Source organism: Acetobacter vaccinii (genome assembly GCF_008365315.1).
GTDB classification, from domain to species: Bacteria; Pseudomonadota; Alphaproteobacteria; order Acetobacterales; family Acetobacteraceae; genus Acetobacter; species Acetobacter vaccinii.
Map to the genome: position 1 here is coordinate 2183174 of NZ_CP043506.1, position 19399 is coordinate 2202572.

Here is a 19399-nt window from a genome sequence, read left to right on the forward strand (position 1 = left end):
AGCCTTTATGATAGACCGGAATTGTTTATGTCGGCTTCCAAGACGTCCAGCGCCACGCCTTTGCCGCAGTCCGCACCGGCAGGCCAGCCGCAGACAATCCAGCCGCTTTATGTGCTGGCATGGTTTTTGTGTGCGTTATTCTATTTCTATCAGTACGCCATCCGCTCGGCCCCCGGCATTATGCAGGACGAGCTGGCTCTGGCCTGGGGTAACAGCCACCTTGGGCTGATGATTGCCTCCTATTACATTGTTTACGCGCTGGCCGCTCTGGCTGTCGGGGTGCTGCTGGACCGTTATGGTGCCCATGCCACCATGGCTGTCGGCATTAGTGTGACCAGTGTCGGCTGCCTTATTTTTGCACAGGGCAGTCTGGCTGCAGGTATTGGTGGGTATGTTATCCAGGCTCTGGGGGCAATCTGCGCATTTGTGGGCTCGTCCTATGTTGCTGCACGGTACCTGCCGGCACGGACACTCGCTCTTTTTGTCGGGCTGACCCAGTGCCTTGGCATGGCCGGGGCCGCATTTGGGTCCAAACCGACCCGTATCCTGATCGACCCCAACGGGTCATTCCATATTCCGTGGCAGACGGTGTGGCTGGGCTTTGGTATTCTTGGGATCTGCCTTGCCGTTTCCACCTGGTTTGTCATGCCCCGTGATTCAGGCGACAGCGCTGACCACCACGGGCATTTTTCCTTTGGTAACCTGCTCAAGCCGTTCCGGATCATTTTCAGCAACCGGCAAAGCTGGTACGCCGGTATTATTGGCGGCCTGCTGTTTGTGCCCACTACGATTGGGGCACTTGGCTGGGGCGCGTCCATGCTGAACAAGGGTGAGCATGTGAGCATGGCCTTTGCGGCTTCCGATGTTTCCATGGTGCCGATCGGCTGGGTGATCGGGTGCCCGTTGCTGGGGTGGCTGTCAGACCGGATCGGCCTGCGTAAACCGATCCTGATTGGCGGAGCGCTGGTGCTGCTGGCGGCTTCCCTCTGTGCGCTGTATGTGCCGGTTGGGGTTATGCCGCGCTATTCTGTGGCGCTGGTCATGGGTATTGCTTCTGGCGCAGCCATGATCCCGTTTTCCTCCATGAAGGAAGTCAACCCGCCGGAAGTCAAAGGGACCGCTGCGGGGGTCATGAACTTCCTTGTGTTTGGTACAACGGGGGTCATGTCCCCGCTGGTGTCAGCCCTTATGGCAGGTGGCAGCACGGACAGCATGGCACTGTTCCACAAGGCATTTCTGCCTTTGCTGATTGGTATTGTCATTGCCATTCTGCTCTCCTTCCGTTTGCAGGAAACGGGCTGGAAAGTTCAGAAACACGCAGCGTAAGGTAGTTTACGCAAAAAACCGGCTCCTTCTCAGGGGCCGGTTTTTTTTATGTACTGTCGCTTTTGCTGCATGGTCTTCAGGCAAGGCGGGCTGTGTCGGGGGTAAGCGTGCCCTGTGGCAGGCAATAAGGCCCGCACGCGCGGATATGGAGTGTCAGCAGGGCGATGCTGTCGGCCGCCCGACCTGGCAAGGGTAATATGGCGTTGCCTGTGGTCCAGCGGCTATCTGCCCATTCCGGTGCCTGCCAGCCAGGCAGGGTTGGGGTGTGCAGGTGGTCCTCCAGAATACGGATGCGGCCCCCTTCGCAAAGATGGACAGCGCCGACCAATACCCCAAACAGTCTGCGGTCATCCATGAACGGGCCGATAGTGTCACTCGGTCTGCTGGCGCGGGAGCGGATGCGGACTGTGTCGATATTGGCGGGCAGCATAAAGACAGCATAACGGTCGGTGGCCCGTATCTTGCGGATTGCCCTGCCGTCGTGCGTCGTCAGGTGCAGGGCGGGGTCATGGGTTAGAATAGGGCAGGGCGGGGTATCGGGGGGGGAGGGACTGAGTGTTGCAGCGCGGGTAGCCAGAGAGATGAACATTGGTTCCACCACCTCCCGGTGCACGGCCAGCGGGGCGGCGGCATCTTTCTCCCACGTGCGGCGTGTATGGTGCTTCATGCTGACAACGGTGCCAGCAGGCCGGTTGCCTGTATCCAGATAGCTTTCCGTCAGCAGGCCATTGGCGGTGATGATGGAGTGCTGGCTGGTTTCAACATGATAGTAATCATAGGATGTGATGGAGCGGTCATAGGCAATCGACCTGCCGTTGACGAGCATCCGCACAGGCACGAAACATCCGTTCAGAAACAGGCAGTGCTCAGCAGTCACCAGCAGGTCAGTATGGGGCACCCCATCAGCCACAGCATTTTTGCATACACGCACAGGGTAGCCCGCAATATCATCGGGCAGGTTGGGCCTTACGGTTACGTGGTGCCTGCCTGTCCATATGACCGGGCGGTGTTCCTCTGCGCCAGTGCCAGCAATGGCCAGTTCGTCCCCGGTCCGGAGGGTTTCCACGGCCTTTTCACCATGGCGGGTCAGGATCATCGCGCCTGCCAGAAAGCAGGTGCCAATATAGGTGTTGTCGCTATCGTAGGTAATACGGAGCGGGTTGGTGCTGACATCGTCGCTCAGGGCGTTGTAGGTGCCTGTTGGTAGGCTGGCGCTGCTGGCCAGGGTGACGGAATAGGTGGCAATGGTTGTGTTGTCGTCCCCACCAAACAGCGTGACGGTGCGGGTTAGTCCCGAGCCTTCCACGGTGTAGCCAGTAATCTGAGCGGTCGTATTTTGTAGCTTGATCGTATCTTTTGTGGGGTCGTAGTTGTTCAGGGTAACGTTGGAGCCGTTGCTGGACAGCAGGTTGAGCACATTGCCACCTGCATTTAGCACCAGTGTGCCGCCGCCCTCTGCAAAGTTGATGGTGGTGCCTTGCAGGATGCTGGCAAGGTTGGTGCCGCTGGAAAAAGAGCCGCCATAGCCGATGGTAATGGTGGACCCGCTGAGCAGACCTGCCAGAATCGAGCCTGAAAAAGATGCATTGCCACCATAGACATTAACGGTAATGGCTGTTGCCGCAGTAATGGCCATGTTGATGGCCGTTGTGCCGCCAATATAAAACTGCGGGGCTGTCAGGGCGCTGAGAAGAATGTTGATCTGCCCTGTGCTGCCGGGGGTGGACACCCACGTGCCCCCGAGCAGAGAGATCAGGCTGCCGATGGTTGCGTCCTGTCCGGTCAGGATATGATTGGCCAGCAGGCCGCTGGGAATGTTCGACAGGGTCGTAATGACGGCCCCGTTTTTGTCCTTGATGACAACCTGGGAGGAGGACAGAAGATTGGTCGTAACGGTGTAGGATGTGCCGTTGGTCGTATCCGTATATGTGGCCATGATTGAAGACTCCAGAGGGGCTTTGGGGTATGTCTTCCATCTGAACTGTGGCATGTTTTATTTTGATTATTACGTCAAATGTGCAATAAAAATCATAAAATAGAAGAATATTTTCCTAAATAATATCCCTTTATTAGTATTTATGGGTGCGCGGTGGCGGGTGCAGCTGTTGCTTCTGCCAGGGGGTGGGGTGGCGCTAAAAACATGGCAGGCGCATTGCACACCGGGGGCAAAGCGGGCATGTCTGCCCCAGCCGGGTGTTGGTTGCGATGTCTGGCCATGGACCATCTGGAGTGGAGAAAAAGCTCGTGCGCATAGCCATGATTGGTGGCGGATATGTCGGCCTGGTTTCTGCCGCATGTTTTGCTGAATTCGGGATGCATGTTTCCGTGGTGGAAACCAACGCTGAACGGCTGGCGGCATTGCGTGAGGGGCGTATCCCCATTTACGAGCCCGGGCTGGACACTCTTGTCGTTTCCAACAGTCAGGCCGGTCGGCTGGTTTTTGGGGATGATATTGCCAGCGCCGTGGTCGGGGCCGAGGCTGTGTTTATTGCGGTAGGTACCCCCCCGCGCAATGGTGATGGTGCCGCCGACCTGCAGTATGTGCATGCCGCCGCCCGCCAGATCGCCCAGGCTCTGACCGGCTATGCTGTTATTGTCACCAAATCCACCGTACCGGTGGGCAGCAGCCGTAGAATTGCGGAAATCATCCGCGAGGCCCGGCCCGATCTGGACTTTGATGTGGCGTCCAACCCCGAATTCCTGCGTGAAGGCAGCGCGATTGATGACTTCATGCGCCCGGACCGGGTGATCATCGGTCTGGACGAAGCAGGCAAGAACGGCACGGCACGGGCCGAGAATGTCATGCGGCGTGTGTATCGCCCGCTGGCGCAGTCTGCTGCCGAGCTGGTGTTTACCGGGCTGGAAACGGCAGAACTGACCAAATATGCCTCTAACTCCTTCCTGGCGATGAAGATTTCCTTCATCAACGAAATGGCCGACCTGTGCGAAAAGCTGGGTGCCAATGTGGAAGGGCTGGCCCGTGGCATGGGGCTGGATACACGCATCGGGCAGCGCTTCCTCAACCCCGGTCCGGGGTATGGCGGGTCGTGCTTTCCCAAAGACACACTGGCTCTGTCGCGTATTGCGCAGGAAAGCCAGAGCGGCTGCCGTCTGGTGGAAACCACCGTGCAGGTTAACGAGGCCCGCAAGGCGGCCATGGCGGGGCGGATTATTGCAGCCTGTGGGGGCGCGGTAAACGGCCGGACCGTGGCGGTGCTGGGGCTGACCTTCAAACCCGAAACGGACGATATGCGCGAGTCCGCATCCATTCCCATTCTGCACCGCCTGGCGGAAGCCGGGGCCGTGCTGCGTGCGTATGACCCGGTTGGGATGGAGGCCGCCAAGCCCCTGCTGCCAGCCCAGACCATCTACTGTGCCGATGCCATGGACGCCGCACAGGGGGCGGATGTGCTGGTGGTGCTGACAGAGTGGAACATTTTCCGTGCGCTCTCGCCCGAAAGTCTGGCCCAGCAGATGCGTGCAAAGGTTGTTGTGGACCTGCGCAACATCTTTGACCCAGACGCCATGCGGGCTGCGGGCTTTGTCTATCAGTCGGTTGGTCGCCCCTGACAGGCTAAGGTCGCACTTGCCTCTGCCGTTACGGAGGGGGCAAGTGCTCGCACATGGGCTGAACCTTAAGGTATGGGAACATCATGGCCATCAACTACGCAACAGTGACATGGGACCAACTGCACCGTGACGGCAGGCGGCTGGCGGAACTGCTGGTGCCCCGTATGCCGTTTCGCGGGATTGTGGCTGTGACACGGGGTGGGCTTATCCCTGCGGCCATTGTGGCGCGTGAACTGGGCTGCCGTCTGGTGGAGACCATAGGTGTCGTCACCTATGATGATGAGCGCATGGGCACCCCCACCATTATCAAACGGGCAGAAGCCGCAGGTGATGGCGAGGGGTTTCTGGTCGTTGATGACCTTGTGGATTCTGGCGTAACGGCCCGGATGGTGCGTGAGCAACTGCCCAAAGCCTGCTTTGCGTGCCTGTATGCCAAGCCTGCAGGCCGCGACCTGACAGATGTTTTTGTGACGGAAGTGCCGCAGGATACCTGGGTACTGTTCCCGTGGGATACGGCTCCGCTGTTTGTGCCGCCGCTGGTCAAAAGCGAAAGTGAGCAGAATAAGTAATTTTTTTGTAAAGTCGCTCTTGCCAGATGGGGGCGGGGCGCTTAGGTTCCGGGTCATTCGGGGCGTGGCGCAGCCTGGTAGCGCGCGTGTTTTGGGTACACGAGGCCCCCGGTTCGAGTCCGGGCGCCCCGACCATAAAAGAGAAGCGGGAGGCACATTGCATGCCAGCGCGTATCTACAGGCAGTCCAAGCCAGCCGGTCAGTCCGGTCGGGCAGGAACGCATAAATGGATTCTCGAATATGGGCAGACTGCACCGCGTGTGCAGGACGCTCTTATGGGCTGGACCGGCAGCCAGGACACTCTTTCCCAGATCAGGCTCGTTTTTGATAGCCTTGATGCGGCAGAAGCCTATGCTGCACAGGAAGGCGTTGCCTATCAGGTCGAGCAGCCGGGTGTGCGTTTGCAGCGCCCTAAAGTCTATGCCGATAATTTCCGATTTGACCGTATCCAGAACTGGACGCATTGATTTCACTCTGCGTTCCGGTTATGGGACAGCCCTGTTGATATGCGCCCTTAGCTCAGTTGGATAGAGCAACAGCCTTCTAAGCTGTGGGTCGCTGGTTCGAATCCAGCAGGGCGCGCCACCTTCCTGCCTCTTAAATGTGGGTAGTTGAAGTGATGGGCCTCCGCCTGTCCTTTTCCTTTCGAATAGTCTTCCCAAATCATCTGTTCTTACAGTTCTGGCCATGCCTGTGGTGCCGGTAGGTAAGGGCGTTTGTGTGTGGTTTTTTGGCAGGGCGGTCTGGTGGCTTTGCAGCCAGACTTTTTTGCTGTGGGGTCTTGCTGTCTTTGCCCTTGACGGCGGGCGGGTGTGGTCGCATTGCTTGCCACATGCGAGTAGCTGCCATTCTTCTGGCTGCCGGAACGGGCAGTCGCTATGCCGCCTCAACAGGCACGAGCATTCCCAAGCAGTATGTGCTGCTGGCCGGTCGGCCAGTTATCCGCCACGCGGCGGAGGCCTTGTTGCCGCATGTTACCTGCCTTCAGCCTGTGGGGGACCCCGAATCCCTGACCGAGGCACTGGATGGCCTGTCCGTCCTGCCCCCCGTCATGGGGGGGGAGACCCGGCAGGCTAGTGTGCGTGCAGGGCTGGAGGCGCTGGATGCCCTGCCTGAACACGAAAAGCCCGATGTCGTGCTGGTGCACGATGGCGCACGCCCCTACGTCACCGACCGGCTGGTGTGGAATGTGCTGGAAGGGCTCAAGGCCCATCCCGGTGCTATTCCTGCCGTGCCTGTGGCGGATACGCTCAAGCGGGGTGTGGACGGGGTTATTGATGGCACTGTCCCGCGTGACAATCTTTTCAGGGCGCAGACACCGCAGGGCTTCCGTTTTGGCCTGTTTCTGGGGCTGCACCGCTCTGCCGCGGCCCTGACGGCAACAGATGATGCCAGCCTGCTGGAAGACGCCGGTTTTGGCGTGGCCCTTGTGCCGGGCGACGAAGACAATATCAAACTGACATATGAGGGGGATCTGGTGCGTCTTGAACGGCTGGTCAGCCCCATGCTCCTGCCGCGTGTGGGGCTGGGGTACGATGTGCATGCCTTTGAAGAAGGGCGTCCCCTTATTCTATGCGGCATTACGGTGCCCCATACGCTGGGGCTTGCCGGTCATTCTGATGCCGATGTGGGCATCCATGCGCTGTGCGATGCCATTTACGGCGCTTTGGCGGAAGGCGACATCGGCCGTCACTTCCCCCCCAGCCAGAATGAGTGGAAAGACGCCGACAGTGCGCGTTTTCTGGTGCATGCAGGCCAACGCATCCGCGACCGTGGGGGTATGCTGGCCAATGCGGATCTCACACTGATCTGCGAGCGGCCCAAGATCGGCCCCCATGCCCAAGCCATGCGTGAGCGTCTGGCAGCCCTGCTGGAGGTTGATGTTGACCGTATTTCGGTCAAAGCTACCACCAGCGAGCGTCTGGGCTTTACCGGGCGGGAAGAGGGTATCGCCTGCGCGGCAACGGTTTCTGTCCTGCTGCCTTAAACGCAGGGGTGCGGGCTGGAGCCCCGGTGCATTAAAGCATTGCACCGTGGGCAGCGGGTCTGTATTTCTGCTTACTCTGTAGGCAAATGGAAAAAACCGTGCATTCGCAACCCCACCTGCGACCGATCGACCTTGGCGGCATTACGCTGGACAGCCCTGTCATTCTGGCCCCCATGTCGGGTGTGACGGATCTGCCTTTCCGCCGCCTTGCCCGCAAACTGGGGGCAGGGCTTGTCGTCTCGGAAATGATCGCCTCCTGGGCTATGGTGCGGGAAAATGAGACAACCCTGCGTATGGCTGAAACAGCCGATGCCGCAGGCCCCAATGCCGTGCAGCTTGCCGGGTGCGACCCCGATGCCATGGCCGAGGCCGCCCGCATTGCCGTAGGGCGCGGGGCGGACCTTATTGATATCAATTTTGGCTGCCCGGTTAAAAAAGTGGCAGTCGGGCAGATGGCAGGCTCCGCCCTGATGCGGGATGAAGCCGCCGCCGCCCGCCTGCTGGACGCCGTGGTCAAAGCCGTGCCTGTGCCCGTGACCCTCAAGATGCGTATGGGCTGGGACCACCAGCACCTCAATGCACCGGTTCTGGCGCGGATCGCGCAGGATGTTGGTATCCGTATGATTACGGTGCATGGCCGCACCCGTCAGCAGTTTTACAACGGTGTGGCTGACTGGGCTTTTGTCCGTCAGGTCAAGGACGCGGTTGCTCTGCCAGTTATCGTCAACGGGGATATCCTGACTGTGGAGGATGCCCGTCTGGCGCTGCGCCAGTCCGGGGCCGATGGGGTTATGATCGGGCGCGGCTGCTATGGACGGCCCTGGTTTCTGGCTCAGGTCTCGCAGGCCTTGTGCCATGGGCAGGAGATACCTGACCCCGACCTGCAAGCCGAAAAGCTGATTGTGCTGGAACATTACGGCATGATGCTCGACCATTTTGGCGACAGGCCCGGCCTGCGTCTGGCGCGTAAGCATGTCTCCTGGTACTCGGCCGGGCTGCCGGATTCCGCTGCGTTCAGGGCGGCGTTCAACCGGGTAGAAACATCCGCCCAGGCGCTGGATATGATTGCGGAGTTCTATGACGCGCGGATTGCCGCAGGTGCTGTGCGTGAAGCCCGTGTCTCCCGGCATGGGGCCGACCAGCAGGCGGAGGTCTGCGCCGCGTGAAACAGTTTTCTCGCGGGTCGGAGCCTCGTGCCCCGGGCGCGGAAAACCTGCTCGACAGCCTGCCCGTCCCTGTTCTGGAAGTGGGCGGGGACATGGATATTATCGCCGTCAATGTGGCGGCGGAAGAGTTCTTTGCCATGTCGCGCCAGCAGCTCAAACAAGGGGGGCTGCGCGCTCTTGCCCCGGCGGATCACCCGCTGTTTACGCTGATGGAGCATTTGCAGCAGCGCGGCGGCAGCGTGACAGAGCACGAAGTGGTTTTTAGCTCGGCGCGTTTCCACCATGAGAATGTGACGATTCAGGCAGCAGATGTGCCCGATTATCCAGGCATTATCCTGCTAACGTTCCACGTGGCACATGTGGCCCGAGCACTTGACCAGCAGATGACGTATCGCTCCGCTGCTCGCAGTGTTTCTGGCATGGCGGCCATGCTGGCACATGAAATCCGTAACCCTCTGTCGGGTATCAAGGGGGCTGCCCAGCTTCTGGAACAGGCCGCGAGCGAAGGGGACCGGGAGCTTGCGACCCTGATCTGCGATGAGGTTGACCGGATTGATGCTCTGGTGGACCGCATGGGCATTTTTGGTGAGGCAGAACTGCATTGCAGTGCCCTGAACATTCATCGTCTTCTTGAACACGTCCGGCTGCTGGCAATGAACGGCTTTGCCAGAGGCATTCGTATTGTTGAACGTTATGACCCCTCGCTGCCGCCTGTCTGGGGCGACCGGGACAGGCTGGTGCAGGTGTTGATCAATCTGGTCAAAAACGCGGCGGAAGCCATGCGCGACAGCGGGCGGGAAGGGCAGATTACCCTCATGACCAGCTACCGCCCCGGCATCCGTCTGGCCGAACCCGGCACAGGGGCGTGGCGGCACCTGCCGTTGGTGGTGACGGTGCGTGATACTGGCCCAGGGATTGCCCCAAGCATCCGACCACATCTGTTTGAACCTTTTATTACCAGCAAGGCCAATGGCAGTGGGCTGGGGTTGGCCCTGGTGGGCAAGATCATGGATGACCACGGTGGTGCGATTGATGTGGACAGTCGGCCAGGCCGGACGGATATCAGCCTCTTCCTGCCCGTAGCGGAGGAAAATACGCAGGGGCCAGCACCCCCGCTGGGTGACTGAACCATGTTCCTCCGCCTTATTCCAGCCCGCCTTTTGTTGGTTCTGTAACCATGACGCCACCGCCCACCATTCTTGTTGCTGATGACGACCGCTCAATCCGCACCGTTCTGGGGCAGGCCTTGGGGCGTGCGGGTTATCAGGTCCGCAGCACCCCCTATGCCTCCACCTTGTGGCAATGGGTGGAGGAGGGAGAGGGCGATCTGGTTATTACCGATGTGGTCATGCCCGACGGGAGTGGGCTGGACCTTATCCCACGTATTCGCCAGACCCGACCTGATCTGCGGATTGTGGTCATGAGTGCGCAGTCCACCCTGACCATGGCCGTCAAGGCCATGCAGCGTGGTGCGTTTGAGTATCTGGCCAAACCGTTTGATCTGGCGGAATTGCAGGCTGTTGTCGCCAGGGCGCTGACAGCCCCCGCGCGGGAGGGGGAAAGCACACAGCAGGATGGCCCGCCGGAGGAACGCCTGCCCCTGATCGGGCAGTCGGTAGCCATGCAGGCGATTTACCGCACCATTGCCCGCCTGACGACGTCCGATCTGACAGTCATGATCACGGGGGAAAGTGGCACGGGCAAGGAACTGGTTGCCTATGCCCTGCATGAATATGGCCACCGCCGGAATGGGCCATTTGTTGCGGTGAACATGGCGGCGATCCCCCGCACTCAGATTGAGAGTGAACTGTTCGGCTACGAGCGTGATGGTGTGCAGGGGCGCATGCCCGGTCGGTTTGAGCAGGCCAGCGGCGGCACCCTGTTTTTGGATGAAATCGGCGATATGCCGCAGGAGGCCCAGACCCGCCTGCTCAGGGTCTTGCAGGAAGGCGAGTTTACAACAGTCGGTGGCACCCGCCCGCTCAAAGCCGATGTCAGAATTGTAGCTGCAACCCACCGTGACCTGCGACAGGCCATTCAGTCCGGCACTTTCCGCGAGGATCTGTTTTATCGGCTCAATGTGGTGCCCTTGCGCCTGCCCCCCCTGCGGGAGCGGCTGGAGGATATTCCCTTGCTGGCACGCCACTTCCTCAACCAGTGCCGGGAGGAAGGCGGTGGGTACCGCCAGATTGATGAGGATGCGATCAGCAGCCTGCAGGCCTGGCGCTGGCCGGGGAATGTGCGGGAACTGGAAAACCTGATCCGGCGTGTTGTCGTGCTGCACTCGCAGGAAACCATTACCAGAGACCTGGTGGAAACCGAGCTGGCCGAAAATCTGGCTCTGGAAAGCGGGCGTGAGCCGCCTGTTGAAGGGGGCGGGGAGGCTCTGGTGGATGCCGTGTCCCGCCATATCGGGCGTTATCTGCAAGCCGGTCGGGACGGTGTTTCTCTCTACGACCTGCATGCCAGGATTATTGCCGAGGTAGAACGCCCGTTGATCCAGATGACATTGGCAGAAACGAGAGGCAACCAGATCAAAGCCGCTGCCATGCTTGGCCTTAACCGCAACACGCTCCGCAAGAAAATCCGTGATCTGGAAATTCCCGTCGTGCGCGGCGTGGTGTGACATCCCGCATGAGGCGCTTGAAAACAATGCTCCAGAGCTGTTTATCGCGGGCGCGATTGCGTTGGGTCCTGCGCTCGCTTGAGCGCCGCAGTGTCGCTCTGGCGCTGGCGGCCCTGACCCTGTGCCTTGGCTTTGCAACCTTTGTGGTGCTGTCGGCGGGGATGTCGTTCGGGCGTTATGCGCTGCTGGAGCCTATTATTCTGTTCCTCAATGGGTTGGTACTGGCGCTGTTCCTGCTGGCGCTGATCTTGCGGCTATGGCCCATGTTGCTGGAGCACCGTGGGGACCTGGTGGGCACCCGCCTGCATGTCCGGCTGGTGACACTGTTTGGTATTGTCGCGGTGGCACCCACACTTGTGGTTGGTGGTTTTGCTACGCTGTTCTTCCATTACGGAATCCAGATCTGGTTTTCGGACAGGGTCAACACAGCCCTGACCGAGGCGCTGCAAACCTCGCGCGGGTATCTGACCGAACATAACGCCAATATCCGCACCGATGCGTTCTCCATGGCCAACTATATCATGGGGGCACAGAACGAGCTGACATCCAGCGGGGTGGACCTGTTTCAGGACCATAATGCGCTGGGTGAGATCCTCGACAGTCAGGCGACTATGCGTGGCCTGACAGAAGCCGTGGTGTATGACCCCATTACCAACCGCGTTGTGGCAGCAGGGGGGCTGATGAGCCGCGCTGGCTACCAGCGGGAACTCCCCCCGCCAGCAGCCACCCTCATGGCCCGCTCGAACGATGTCGCTATTCTGGATTCCCCCGATGCCCGCACCGTGCGCGCCGTGGTGGAACTGTCGCAGACACCGGCCCTTATGCTGGTGATTACGCGACTGGTGGACCCGGTCATTCTTGAACACATGCACCGGACCGAAAAGGTGGTGGCGGATTACCACCACCTGAACAGCAACAAGGCCAAGATCCAGCTCACCTTTGTCATGATCTTCATGCTGGTGGCGTTTTTGGTGCTGGCAGCGGCGGTGCTGACGGGGCTTGCCCTGGCCAACCAGATTGCCCGCCCCCTGGGGCTGCTGAGTGTCGCGGCCCGGAGGGTGAGCGAGGGCGATCTGGGCGTGCATGTGCCCGAAACCGGGCGGGATGATGAGGTGGCCAGCCTGTCCCGCGCCTTTAACCGCATGACGGAGGAACTGGCCAGCCAGCGCGCCGAGCTTATGGCCGCCTATAGCCAGATTAACGAGCGCAGGCGTTTTACCGAGGCCGTTCTGTCCGGCGTTTCCGCCGGGGTTATCGGGCTTGATGTGGAGCAGAAAATAGAGCTGCCCAACAAGGCGGCCTGTGTTCTGCTGCAAACAGACCTGATGGATGCCATTGGGGAACCTCTGGCCCGGCGCGTGCCTGAATTTGCAGACCTGCTGGCCGAGGCCGCCATCGCACCCGATCAGGCCCTTACGCGGGAAATCCAGACAGGCCCGGTTGCCAGCCAGCGGACTCTCCTTGTCCGTATCGGTGCGGAGCGGCGCGGCACTGTGACGGAAGGGTATGTCATGACGTTTGATGACATTACCGCCCTGCAACAGGCTCAGCGCAAGGCAGCCTGGGCGGATGTGGCGCGGCGTATCGCGCATGAAATCAAAAACCCGCTGACCCCCATCCAGCTTGCGGCAGAGCGTCTCAAGCGCCGTTTTCTCAAGGAAATTACGTCTGACCCGGAAACATTCTCCCAATGTGCCGATACCATCGTGCGGCAGGTGGGGGACATTGGCCGTATGGTGGATGAGTTCTCGGCTTTTGCCCGGATGCCCCAGCCGGTGATGAAGGATGAAAACCTGTCGCGCATCGTGCGGGAGGTTTTGATTCTCCAGCGTAACGCTCATCCCGAAATCCGCTATACGCTTGATCTGCCGGTGGAAGGCCCGGTCATACGGTGCGACCGGCGGTTGATCAGTCAGGCGTTGATCAACCTGTTGCAGAATGCAGCCGACGCCATTGGCATGAATGGCCGCACAGCCGACGCAGAGGCCGAGGCAACCGCCATTCGTGGGGATGTTACGGTCGGGTTAGTGCAGGCTGGGGCAGAGATCAGCATCGCTGTATCGGACAATGGTGTCGGTTTACCAGCCGACGACAGGAACCGACTGACCGAGCCATATGTTACACACAAGGCTAAAGGTACCGGTCTGGGGCTGGCCATTGTAAAAAAAATCATGGAAGATCATGGGGGAACCGTGCGTCTGGAAGACAGGGCAGGAGAGAAGGGAACGGTGGCTACTCTGATTTTACCGGTGAAAGACGACCATGGCGCATGAAATCCTGATTGTTGATGATGAACCCGATATCAGGATGCTGATAGAAGGCATCCTGAGTGACGAAGGATATGAAACACGCGTGGCCGCCAGTGCGGATGCAGCTCTTGCGGCATTCCGGCTACGTCGGCCTTCGCTGGTCATTCTCGACATCTGGTTGCAAGGCTCCAGCATGGACGGGCTGGGTATCCTCCAGGCCATGAAGCTGGAAGATGCCTCCGTGCCTGTCGTGATGATCTCGGGCCATGGCACGATTGAAACTGCGGTCACAGCCCTGCAGCATGGTGCGTATGACTTTATAGAAAAACCGTTTCAGGCAGACCGCCTGCTGGTGATCGTCCGCCGTGCGCTCGAAGCCTCACGCCTTGCGCGGGAGAATGAGGAACTGAGACTGCGCGCCGGGCAGGATGCGGACCTGTTTGGCAACAGCACCCAGATTGCCGCCGTCCGCCACCAGATTGAAAAGGTGGCTCCCACCGGCTCACGCGTGCTGATCAGCGGTGGACCGGGGTCGGGTAAGGAAGTGGCGGCCCGGATGATCCACGCCAGTTCCCGCAGGGAGGACGGCCCCTTTGTGGCGCTTAACTGCGCCATTCTGGCCCCCGGCCGGTTTGAGGAAGAACTGTTTGGGCTGGAAGGTGGGGCCGATGGTGTCGGCCGCCGCACAGGGGTGCTTGAGCGCGCCCATGGCGGCACGCTGGTGCTGGATGAAGTGGCCGATATGCCCATGGAAACGCAGGGCAAGATTGTACGCGCCCTGCAGGACCAGACATTCGAGCGGCTGGGTGGTGCCTCCCGCGTGAAGGTGGATGTGCGGGTGCTGGCCACAACCAACCGTGACCTGCAAGCCGAAATCGTGGCCGGGCGCTTTCGGGAGGATTTGTATTACCGTCTGGCGGTCGTGCCCCTGCGGATGCCCGCCCTGAAGGAGCGGCGCGACGACATCCCCGGTCTTGCGGCCCTGTTCTTGCGCCGTGCGGCGGAAATGGCGGGCCTGCCCCCGCGTGAACTGTCGCCCGATGCCGTAGCCGTGTTGCAGGCCTACGACTGGCCGGGCAATGTGCGTGAATTGCGGAACCTGATGGAGCGGGTGCTGATTATGCAGCCGGGCGGCAGTCAGGAACCCATACGCGCCGACATGCTGCCTTCCACCGTGGGGGAGAGTGCCCCGGCATTGCTGAAGTTTGATGCCAGCACCGATGTCATGAGCCTGCCCCTGCGTGAGGCGCGTGACCTGTTTGAAACACAGTATCTTCAGGCCCAGTTGTTGCGTTTTGGCGGTAATATCAGCCGTACAGCCCTGTTCGTAGGGATGGAACGTAGCGCTCTCCATCGTAAACTCAAGCAGCTTGGTGTAACGTCCGATGAACGGGGAGCAGGCTGACGCGTGTTGACGACACAGGCCGGTGCTTTTCCCGGTTAGCCACGTGCGAATGCAGAAGAATGGAATAAGGTTTCACACTGTGGAAAAAGAGAATGTCCATAACGTACAGGACGCGTTTTTAAGCCAGATCCGTCGTTCACGCGCGGCGGTGACCATTTTTCTGGTCAACGGTGTCAAGCTGCAGGGCTTTATCACATGGTTTGACGAGCAGGTGGTCCTGCTCCGCCGGGATGAACAGACCCAGCTTATCTATAAACATGCCATCAGCACCGTCATGCCCAGCATTGCGGTCAATCTTTCAGACACAACCGGGTCAGAGACAAAGGCGGACAGGGAACCAATTCTTGGCGACGAGCTTTTCTGAGAAGAAAAAGAAGGTCGCCACGCGCGCGGCCGTCATATTACCGTGGGAACGCGGGGCACAAGGGCAGGACATGCGGGCCGCAGAGGCCCGGCTGGAAGAAGCCGTTGGCCTGACAGCCTCCATTGGCCTTGTGGTTGTGCGCAAAGCCGCATTGATTTTGCGTACGCGCCGTTCCGCCACATTGCTGGGGCAGGGGCAGATCGATTCCCTCAAACCCGTTGTGGAGGAGGACGGCATTGATGTGCTGGTGGTCGATTCCAAGCTGACCCCGGCCCAGCAACGCAATCTGGAAACCAGTCTGGGCTGCAAGGTCATAGACCGCACAGGGCTGATCCTGGATATTTTTGGTGCCCGCGCCGCCACGAAGGAAGGGACACTGCAGGTTGAGCTGGCGCATCTGGAATACCAGAAGTCGCGGCTTGTCCGGCTCTGGACCCATCTGGAGCGCCAGCGCGGTGGCTTTGGCTTTCTGGGTGGCCCAGGTGAGACGCAGATTGAAGCCGACCGCCGGATGATCAGCGAGCGGATTGTCCGCCTCAAGAAAGACCTTGAGCAGGTGCGCCGCACCCGTGGGCTGCACAGGCAGGCCCGCAAGCGTGTGCCTTTTCCCGTGGTGGCTCTGGTGGGCTATACCAATGCGGGCAAATCTACGCTCTTCAATGCGCTGACCGGGGCCACGGTTTACGCCAAGGACCAGTTGTTCGCGACGCTCGACCCCACGATGCGGGCCATTACGCTGCCGTCCGGGCGGAGGGTCATTTTGTCCGATACGGTTGGTTTTATCAGCGACCTGCCGACAGAACTCATCGCGGCGTTCCGTGCTACGCTGGAAGAGGTGGCCGAGGCCGACATCATCCTGCATGTGCGCGACATTGCCCACCCCGACAGTGCTGCCCAGAAAAAGGACGTGCTTGGCGTGCTGGAAAGCATGGCGCGCGATGACATGCTGGAACCAGACTGGGCTGGCCGCGTGGTGGAAGTGCTGAACAAGGTTGACCTGCTGGGCGGTGCCCGCACCCTGCCGCAGACAGAGGAAACCGTGGCCATTTCCGCCATGACGGGGGATGGGCTTGAGGTTCTTCTGGGCAGGATGGACCAGTTGCTGACAGCAAATATGGAGGTGGTGCGTTATCGCCTGCCTCTGTCTGACGGTGCGGCATCGTCCTGGCTGTATCAGCACGGTGAGGTTTTGCAGCGTGATGACAAGGAGGAGCAGATGGATATTACAGTCCGCCTGCTGGCCGAGGATCGCGCACGTTTTGAACGCCTGTTTACCGATATTACCCCATTGCTGGCGTAGCCCGCAGTGCGCTGCCTTCCGCAGGGTTTGGCAGGAACGGAACAATAAAAAAGGGGGAGGCATCAGCCTCCCCCTTTTTCGTGGGCGGTGGGATGGTCAGGCGTCTACCTGAGCATCCGTCTTGCCGTTGATCAGCAGGCCTTCGCCGTTGGCGGAGACAGTGACATTTTCCCCATCGTGGATGGCACCTTCCAGCAGCAGACCGGCCAGCGGGTTTTGCAGGGTGCGTTGGATAACGCGCTTGAGGGGGCGTGCGCCATAAACCGGGTCGTATCCCTCGTTGGCCAGCCAAGCTTCGGCCAGCGGGTCTAGCTGAAGGGTGATCTTGCGGTCTTCCAGCAGCTTTTGCAGGCGCCCGATCTGGATTTCGACAATCCTGGTCATATCCACCTTTTGCAGGCGGGAGAACAGAATGATCTCGTCCAGACGGTTCAGGAATTCGGGGCGGAAGTGTTCGCGCACCACCTTCATTACCTGGGCCTGCACCATTTCGGGGGTTTCCCCATCTGGCTGGTTTGCCAGATATTCCGAGCCGAGGTTGCTGGTCAGGATAATCAGCGTGTTGCGGAAATCGACCGTCCGGCCCTGACCATCGGTCAGCCTGCCGTCGTCAAGAACCTGCAGGAGGATGTTGAAAACGTCCTCATGCGCTTTTTCCACTTCGTCAAACAGAATGACCTGGTACGGCCTGCGCCGGACGGCCTCTGTCAGCACACCGCCTTCCTCATAGCCAACATAGCCGGGCGGGGCACCAATAAGGCGGGCCACGGCGTGTTTTTCCATGAACTCGCTCATGTCAATGCGCAGTAGCGCCTTGTCATCATCGAACAGAAAGCGCGCCAGTGCTTTTGTCAGCTCTGTCTTGCCGACACCCGTAGGCCCAAGGAACAGGAACGACCCGATCGGGCGATTGGGGTCCTGCAAGCCAGCTCTGGCCCGCCGGACAGCGTTGGAGACCGCCTTGAGGGCAGGTTCCTGCCCGATGACGGACTTACGCAGTTCATCTTCCATCCGCAGCAGCTTGGCGCGTTCGCCTTCAAGCATGCGGTCTACGGGCACACCAGTCCAGCGGGAGACAACCGCCGCAATGCCCTGATCGGTCACGGCCTCGGACACCAGATCCGGCCGGGCACTGCCTTCGGCATCGGTTTCACGGGTCTGGGCAATCTGGGCTTCCAGATTGGGGATGACGCCGTACATCAACTCCGAGGCGCGGCCCAGATCACCACGGCGCTGGGCGACTTCCACATCCGAGCGGGCCTGATCAAGCTGCTCCTGTAGTTTCTGGGTAGCGTTGACGCGGTCTTTCTCGGCGTGCCAGGCGGCGCTGAGCGTGTTGGACTTTTCTTCCAGATCAGCCAGTTCCGCTTCCACAGCTTCAAGCCTGTCGCGGCTGGCGGTGTCATCTTCCTTCCGCAGGGCTTCACGCTCGATCTTGAGTTGGATGATCCTGCGGTCCAGTTCGTCCAGTTCCTCGGGCTTGCTGTCAATCTGCATCCGCAGGCGGCTAGCGGCTTCATCCACCAGATCAATTGCTTTATCGGGCAGGAACCGGTCGGTAATGTAACGGTTGGACAGAGTTGCCGCCGCAACCAGCGCGCCATCGGTAATACGCACACCGTGGTGGAGTTCGTATTTTTCTTTGATGCCACGCAGGATGGAAATAGTGTCGGCAACCGTGGGTTCGCCCACAAAGACAGGCTGGAAGCGGCGGGCAAGGGCCGCGTCCTTTTCTATGTATTTGCGGTATTCATCCAGCGTGGTTGCACCAATGCAGTGCAGCGTGCCACGTGCCAGTTCAGGCTTGATCAGGTTGGACGCATCCATTGCGCCATCCGTTCGGCCTGCGCCCACCAGCGTGTGCATTTCGTCAATAAAGAGAATGACCTGTCCTTCGGCCGATTCAATTTCTTTCAGAACAGCTTTCAGGCGTTCCTCAAACTCACCACGATATTTGGCTCCGGCGACCAGCGCCCCCATGTCGAGTGAGAGCAGCTTTTTGTTGCGCAGGGCCTCGGGCACATCCCCGTTGACAATGCGCTGGGCCAGACCTTCGACAATGGCGGTCTTGCCTACGCCGGGCTCACCAATCAGCACCGGATTGTTCTTGCTGCGGCGGGCCAGAACCTGAATGGCGCGGCGGATTTCCTCATCACGCCCGATCACGGGGTCCAGCTTGCCCTGCTGGGCCACTTCGGTCACGTCGCGCGCGTATTTTTTCAGCGCGTCAAAGCCTGCTTCCGCGTTCTCGCTGGTCACGGTACGGCCTTTGCGGATGGTCGCAATAGCTTTGTCCAGAGCGTCGGCCGAGGCTCCGTTGTCCTTGAGTGCCTGCCCTGCGGGGGAGGTGGAGGCAGCCAGAGCGGACAGCAGGCGGTCCTGTGCCACAAAACTGTCGCCAGCCTTCTGGGCGGTCTGCTCAGCGGCATCAAGAATACGGATAAGGTCGGGGGTGGCGGCGGGCTGGCCTGCACCGTTGCCCTGCACTTTGGGCAGCTTGGCCAAGGCCTGTTCCGTTGCTGCCTTAACGGCTTCGGGCTTGCCCCCTGCGGCGCGGATCAGGGCGGAGGCTGCGCCTTCGTTATCATCGAGCATGGCTTTGAGAAGATGCTCGGGCGTAAGCTGCTGGTTGAAGTCACGCAGCGCAATGGTCTGTGCGGCTTGCAGAAAACCGCGTGAACGTTCGGTAAATTTTTCGATATTCATATGTACCCTCTTGTCCCTTTGCTTAGGCGACTGAAGGCCCTGCTGCCATCCCGTCAAGCGGCGATGGTGCATGGTCTGTCTGTTGCTACACCATCAAGGTGGTAAGGGATGAGAGAACAATCAAGAGGTTG

General features: G+C 59.9%; 14 protein-coding genes and 2 tRNA genes. 14 read left to right on the forward strand and 2 right to left on the reverse strand.

What is annotated here, in order from left to right:
• Positions 1-27: 27 nt before the first annotated feature.
• Positions 28-1326: an MFS transporter gene (locus tag FLP30_RS09820; RefSeq protein ID WP_246856492.1), complete on the forward strand. Its 1299-nt coding sequence runs from the start codon at positions 28-30 to the stop codon at positions 1324-1326.
• Between the two features lie 76 nt (positions 1327-1402).
• Here the strand turns inward: FLP30_RS09820 and FLP30_RS09825 are convergent, their stop codons facing one another.
• Complete coding sequence (locus tag FLP30_RS09825; RefSeq protein WP_149279669.1) at positions 1403-3262, reverse strand: Hint domain-containing protein; 1860 nt, start codon at positions 3260-3262, stop codon at positions 1403-1405.
• 293 nt (positions 3263-3555) lie between these two features.
• Here FLP30_RS09825 and FLP30_RS09830 point away from each other — a divergent pair, with 293 nt between their 5' ends.
• The 13 genes from FLP30_RS09830 (at position 3556) to hflX (ending at position 16562) form a co-directional block, all read left to right on the forward strand.
• Positions 3556-4896 (forward strand): UDP-glucose dehydrogenase family protein, encoded by a 1341-nt coding sequence (locus FLP30_RS09830; protein ID WP_274705039.1) that lies wholly within the window; start codon positions 3556-3558, stop codon positions 4894-4896.
• 83 nt (positions 4897-4979) lie between these two features.
• Entirely contained in the window at positions 4980-5465 is a 486-nt protein-coding gene (gpt, locus tag FLP30_RS09835; protein ID WP_149279670.1) for a xanthine phosphoribosyltransferase, read from the forward strand.
• Between the two features lie 58 nt (positions 5466-5523).
• Positions 5524-5600: transfer RNA gene (locus FLP30_RS09840), tRNA-Pro, on the forward strand.
• A gap of 26 nt (positions 5601-5626) precedes the next feature.
• Positions 5627-5932, forward strand: a complete 306-nt coding sequence (locus tag FLP30_RS09845) for an ETC complex I subunit (protein WP_149279671.1) — start codon at positions 5627-5629, stop codon at positions 5930-5932.
• Between the two features lie 41 nt (positions 5933-5973).
• Positions 5974-6050 (forward strand) — tRNA-Arg (locus tag FLP30_RS09850).
• A gap of 247 nt (positions 6051-6297) precedes the next feature.
• Complete coding sequence (gene ispF / locus FLP30_RS09855) at positions 6298-7452, forward strand: 2-C-methyl-D-erythritol 2,4-cyclodiphosphate synthase (RefSeq protein WP_149279672.1); 1155 nt, start codon at positions 6298-6300, stop codon at positions 7450-7452.
• Between the two features lie 98 nt (positions 7453-7550).
• Positions 7551-8618, forward strand: coding sequence for a tRNA dihydrouridine synthase DusB (gene dusB / locus FLP30_RS09860; RefSeq protein WP_210419270.1), 1068 nt, complete (start codon positions 7551-7553; stop codon positions 8616-8618).
• On the forward strand, positions 8615-9745 hold the full coding sequence (locus FLP30_RS09865) for a two-component system sensor histidine kinase NtrB (RefSeq protein ID WP_246856493.1): 1131 nt from the start codon (positions 8615-8617) through the stop codon (positions 9743-9745). The genes dusB and FLP30_RS09865 overlap by 4 nt, the downstream gene beginning before the upstream one ends.
• Positions 9746-9795: 50 nt before the next feature.
• Positions 9796-11244 (forward strand): nitrogen regulation protein NR(I), encoded by a 1449-nt coding sequence (gene ntrC / locus FLP30_RS09870; protein WP_149279674.1) that lies wholly within the window; start codon positions 9796-9798, stop codon positions 11242-11244.
• A gap of 26 nt (positions 11245-11270) precedes the next feature.
• Positions 11271-13517, forward strand: coding sequence for a sensor histidine kinase NtrY-like (locus FLP30_RS09875; protein WP_408834540.1), 2247 nt, complete (start codon positions 11271-11273; stop codon positions 13515-13517).
• On the forward strand, positions 13507-14898 hold the full coding sequence (gene ntrX, locus FLP30_RS09880) for a nitrogen assimilation response regulator NtrX (RefSeq protein WP_149279676.1): 1392 nt from the start codon (positions 13507-13509) through the stop codon (positions 14896-14898). Before FLP30_RS09875 ends, ntrX begins: the two co-directional genes overlap by 11 nt.
• A gap of 79 nt (positions 14899-14977) precedes the next feature.
• Positions 14978-15262, forward strand: a complete 285-nt coding sequence (gene hfq, locus FLP30_RS09885) for an RNA chaperone Hfq (RefSeq protein ID WP_246856494.1) — start codon at positions 14978-14980, stop codon at positions 15260-15262.
• Positions 15243-16562: a GTPase HflX gene (gene hflX, locus FLP30_RS09890; RefSeq protein ID WP_246856495.1), complete on the forward strand. Its 1320-nt coding sequence runs from the start codon at positions 15243-15245 to the stop codon at positions 16560-16562. The genes hfq and hflX overlap by 20 nt, the downstream gene beginning before the upstream one ends.
• 96 nt (positions 16563-16658) lie before the next feature.
• Here hflX and clpB read toward each other — a convergent pair whose 3' ends face one another.
• A complete protein-coding gene (gene clpB / locus FLP30_RS09895; protein ID WP_149279679.1) occupies positions 16659-19268 on the reverse strand; it encodes an ATP-dependent chaperone ClpB in 2610 nt (869 codons plus the stop codon).
• Positions 19269-19399: the final 131 nt, after the last annotated feature.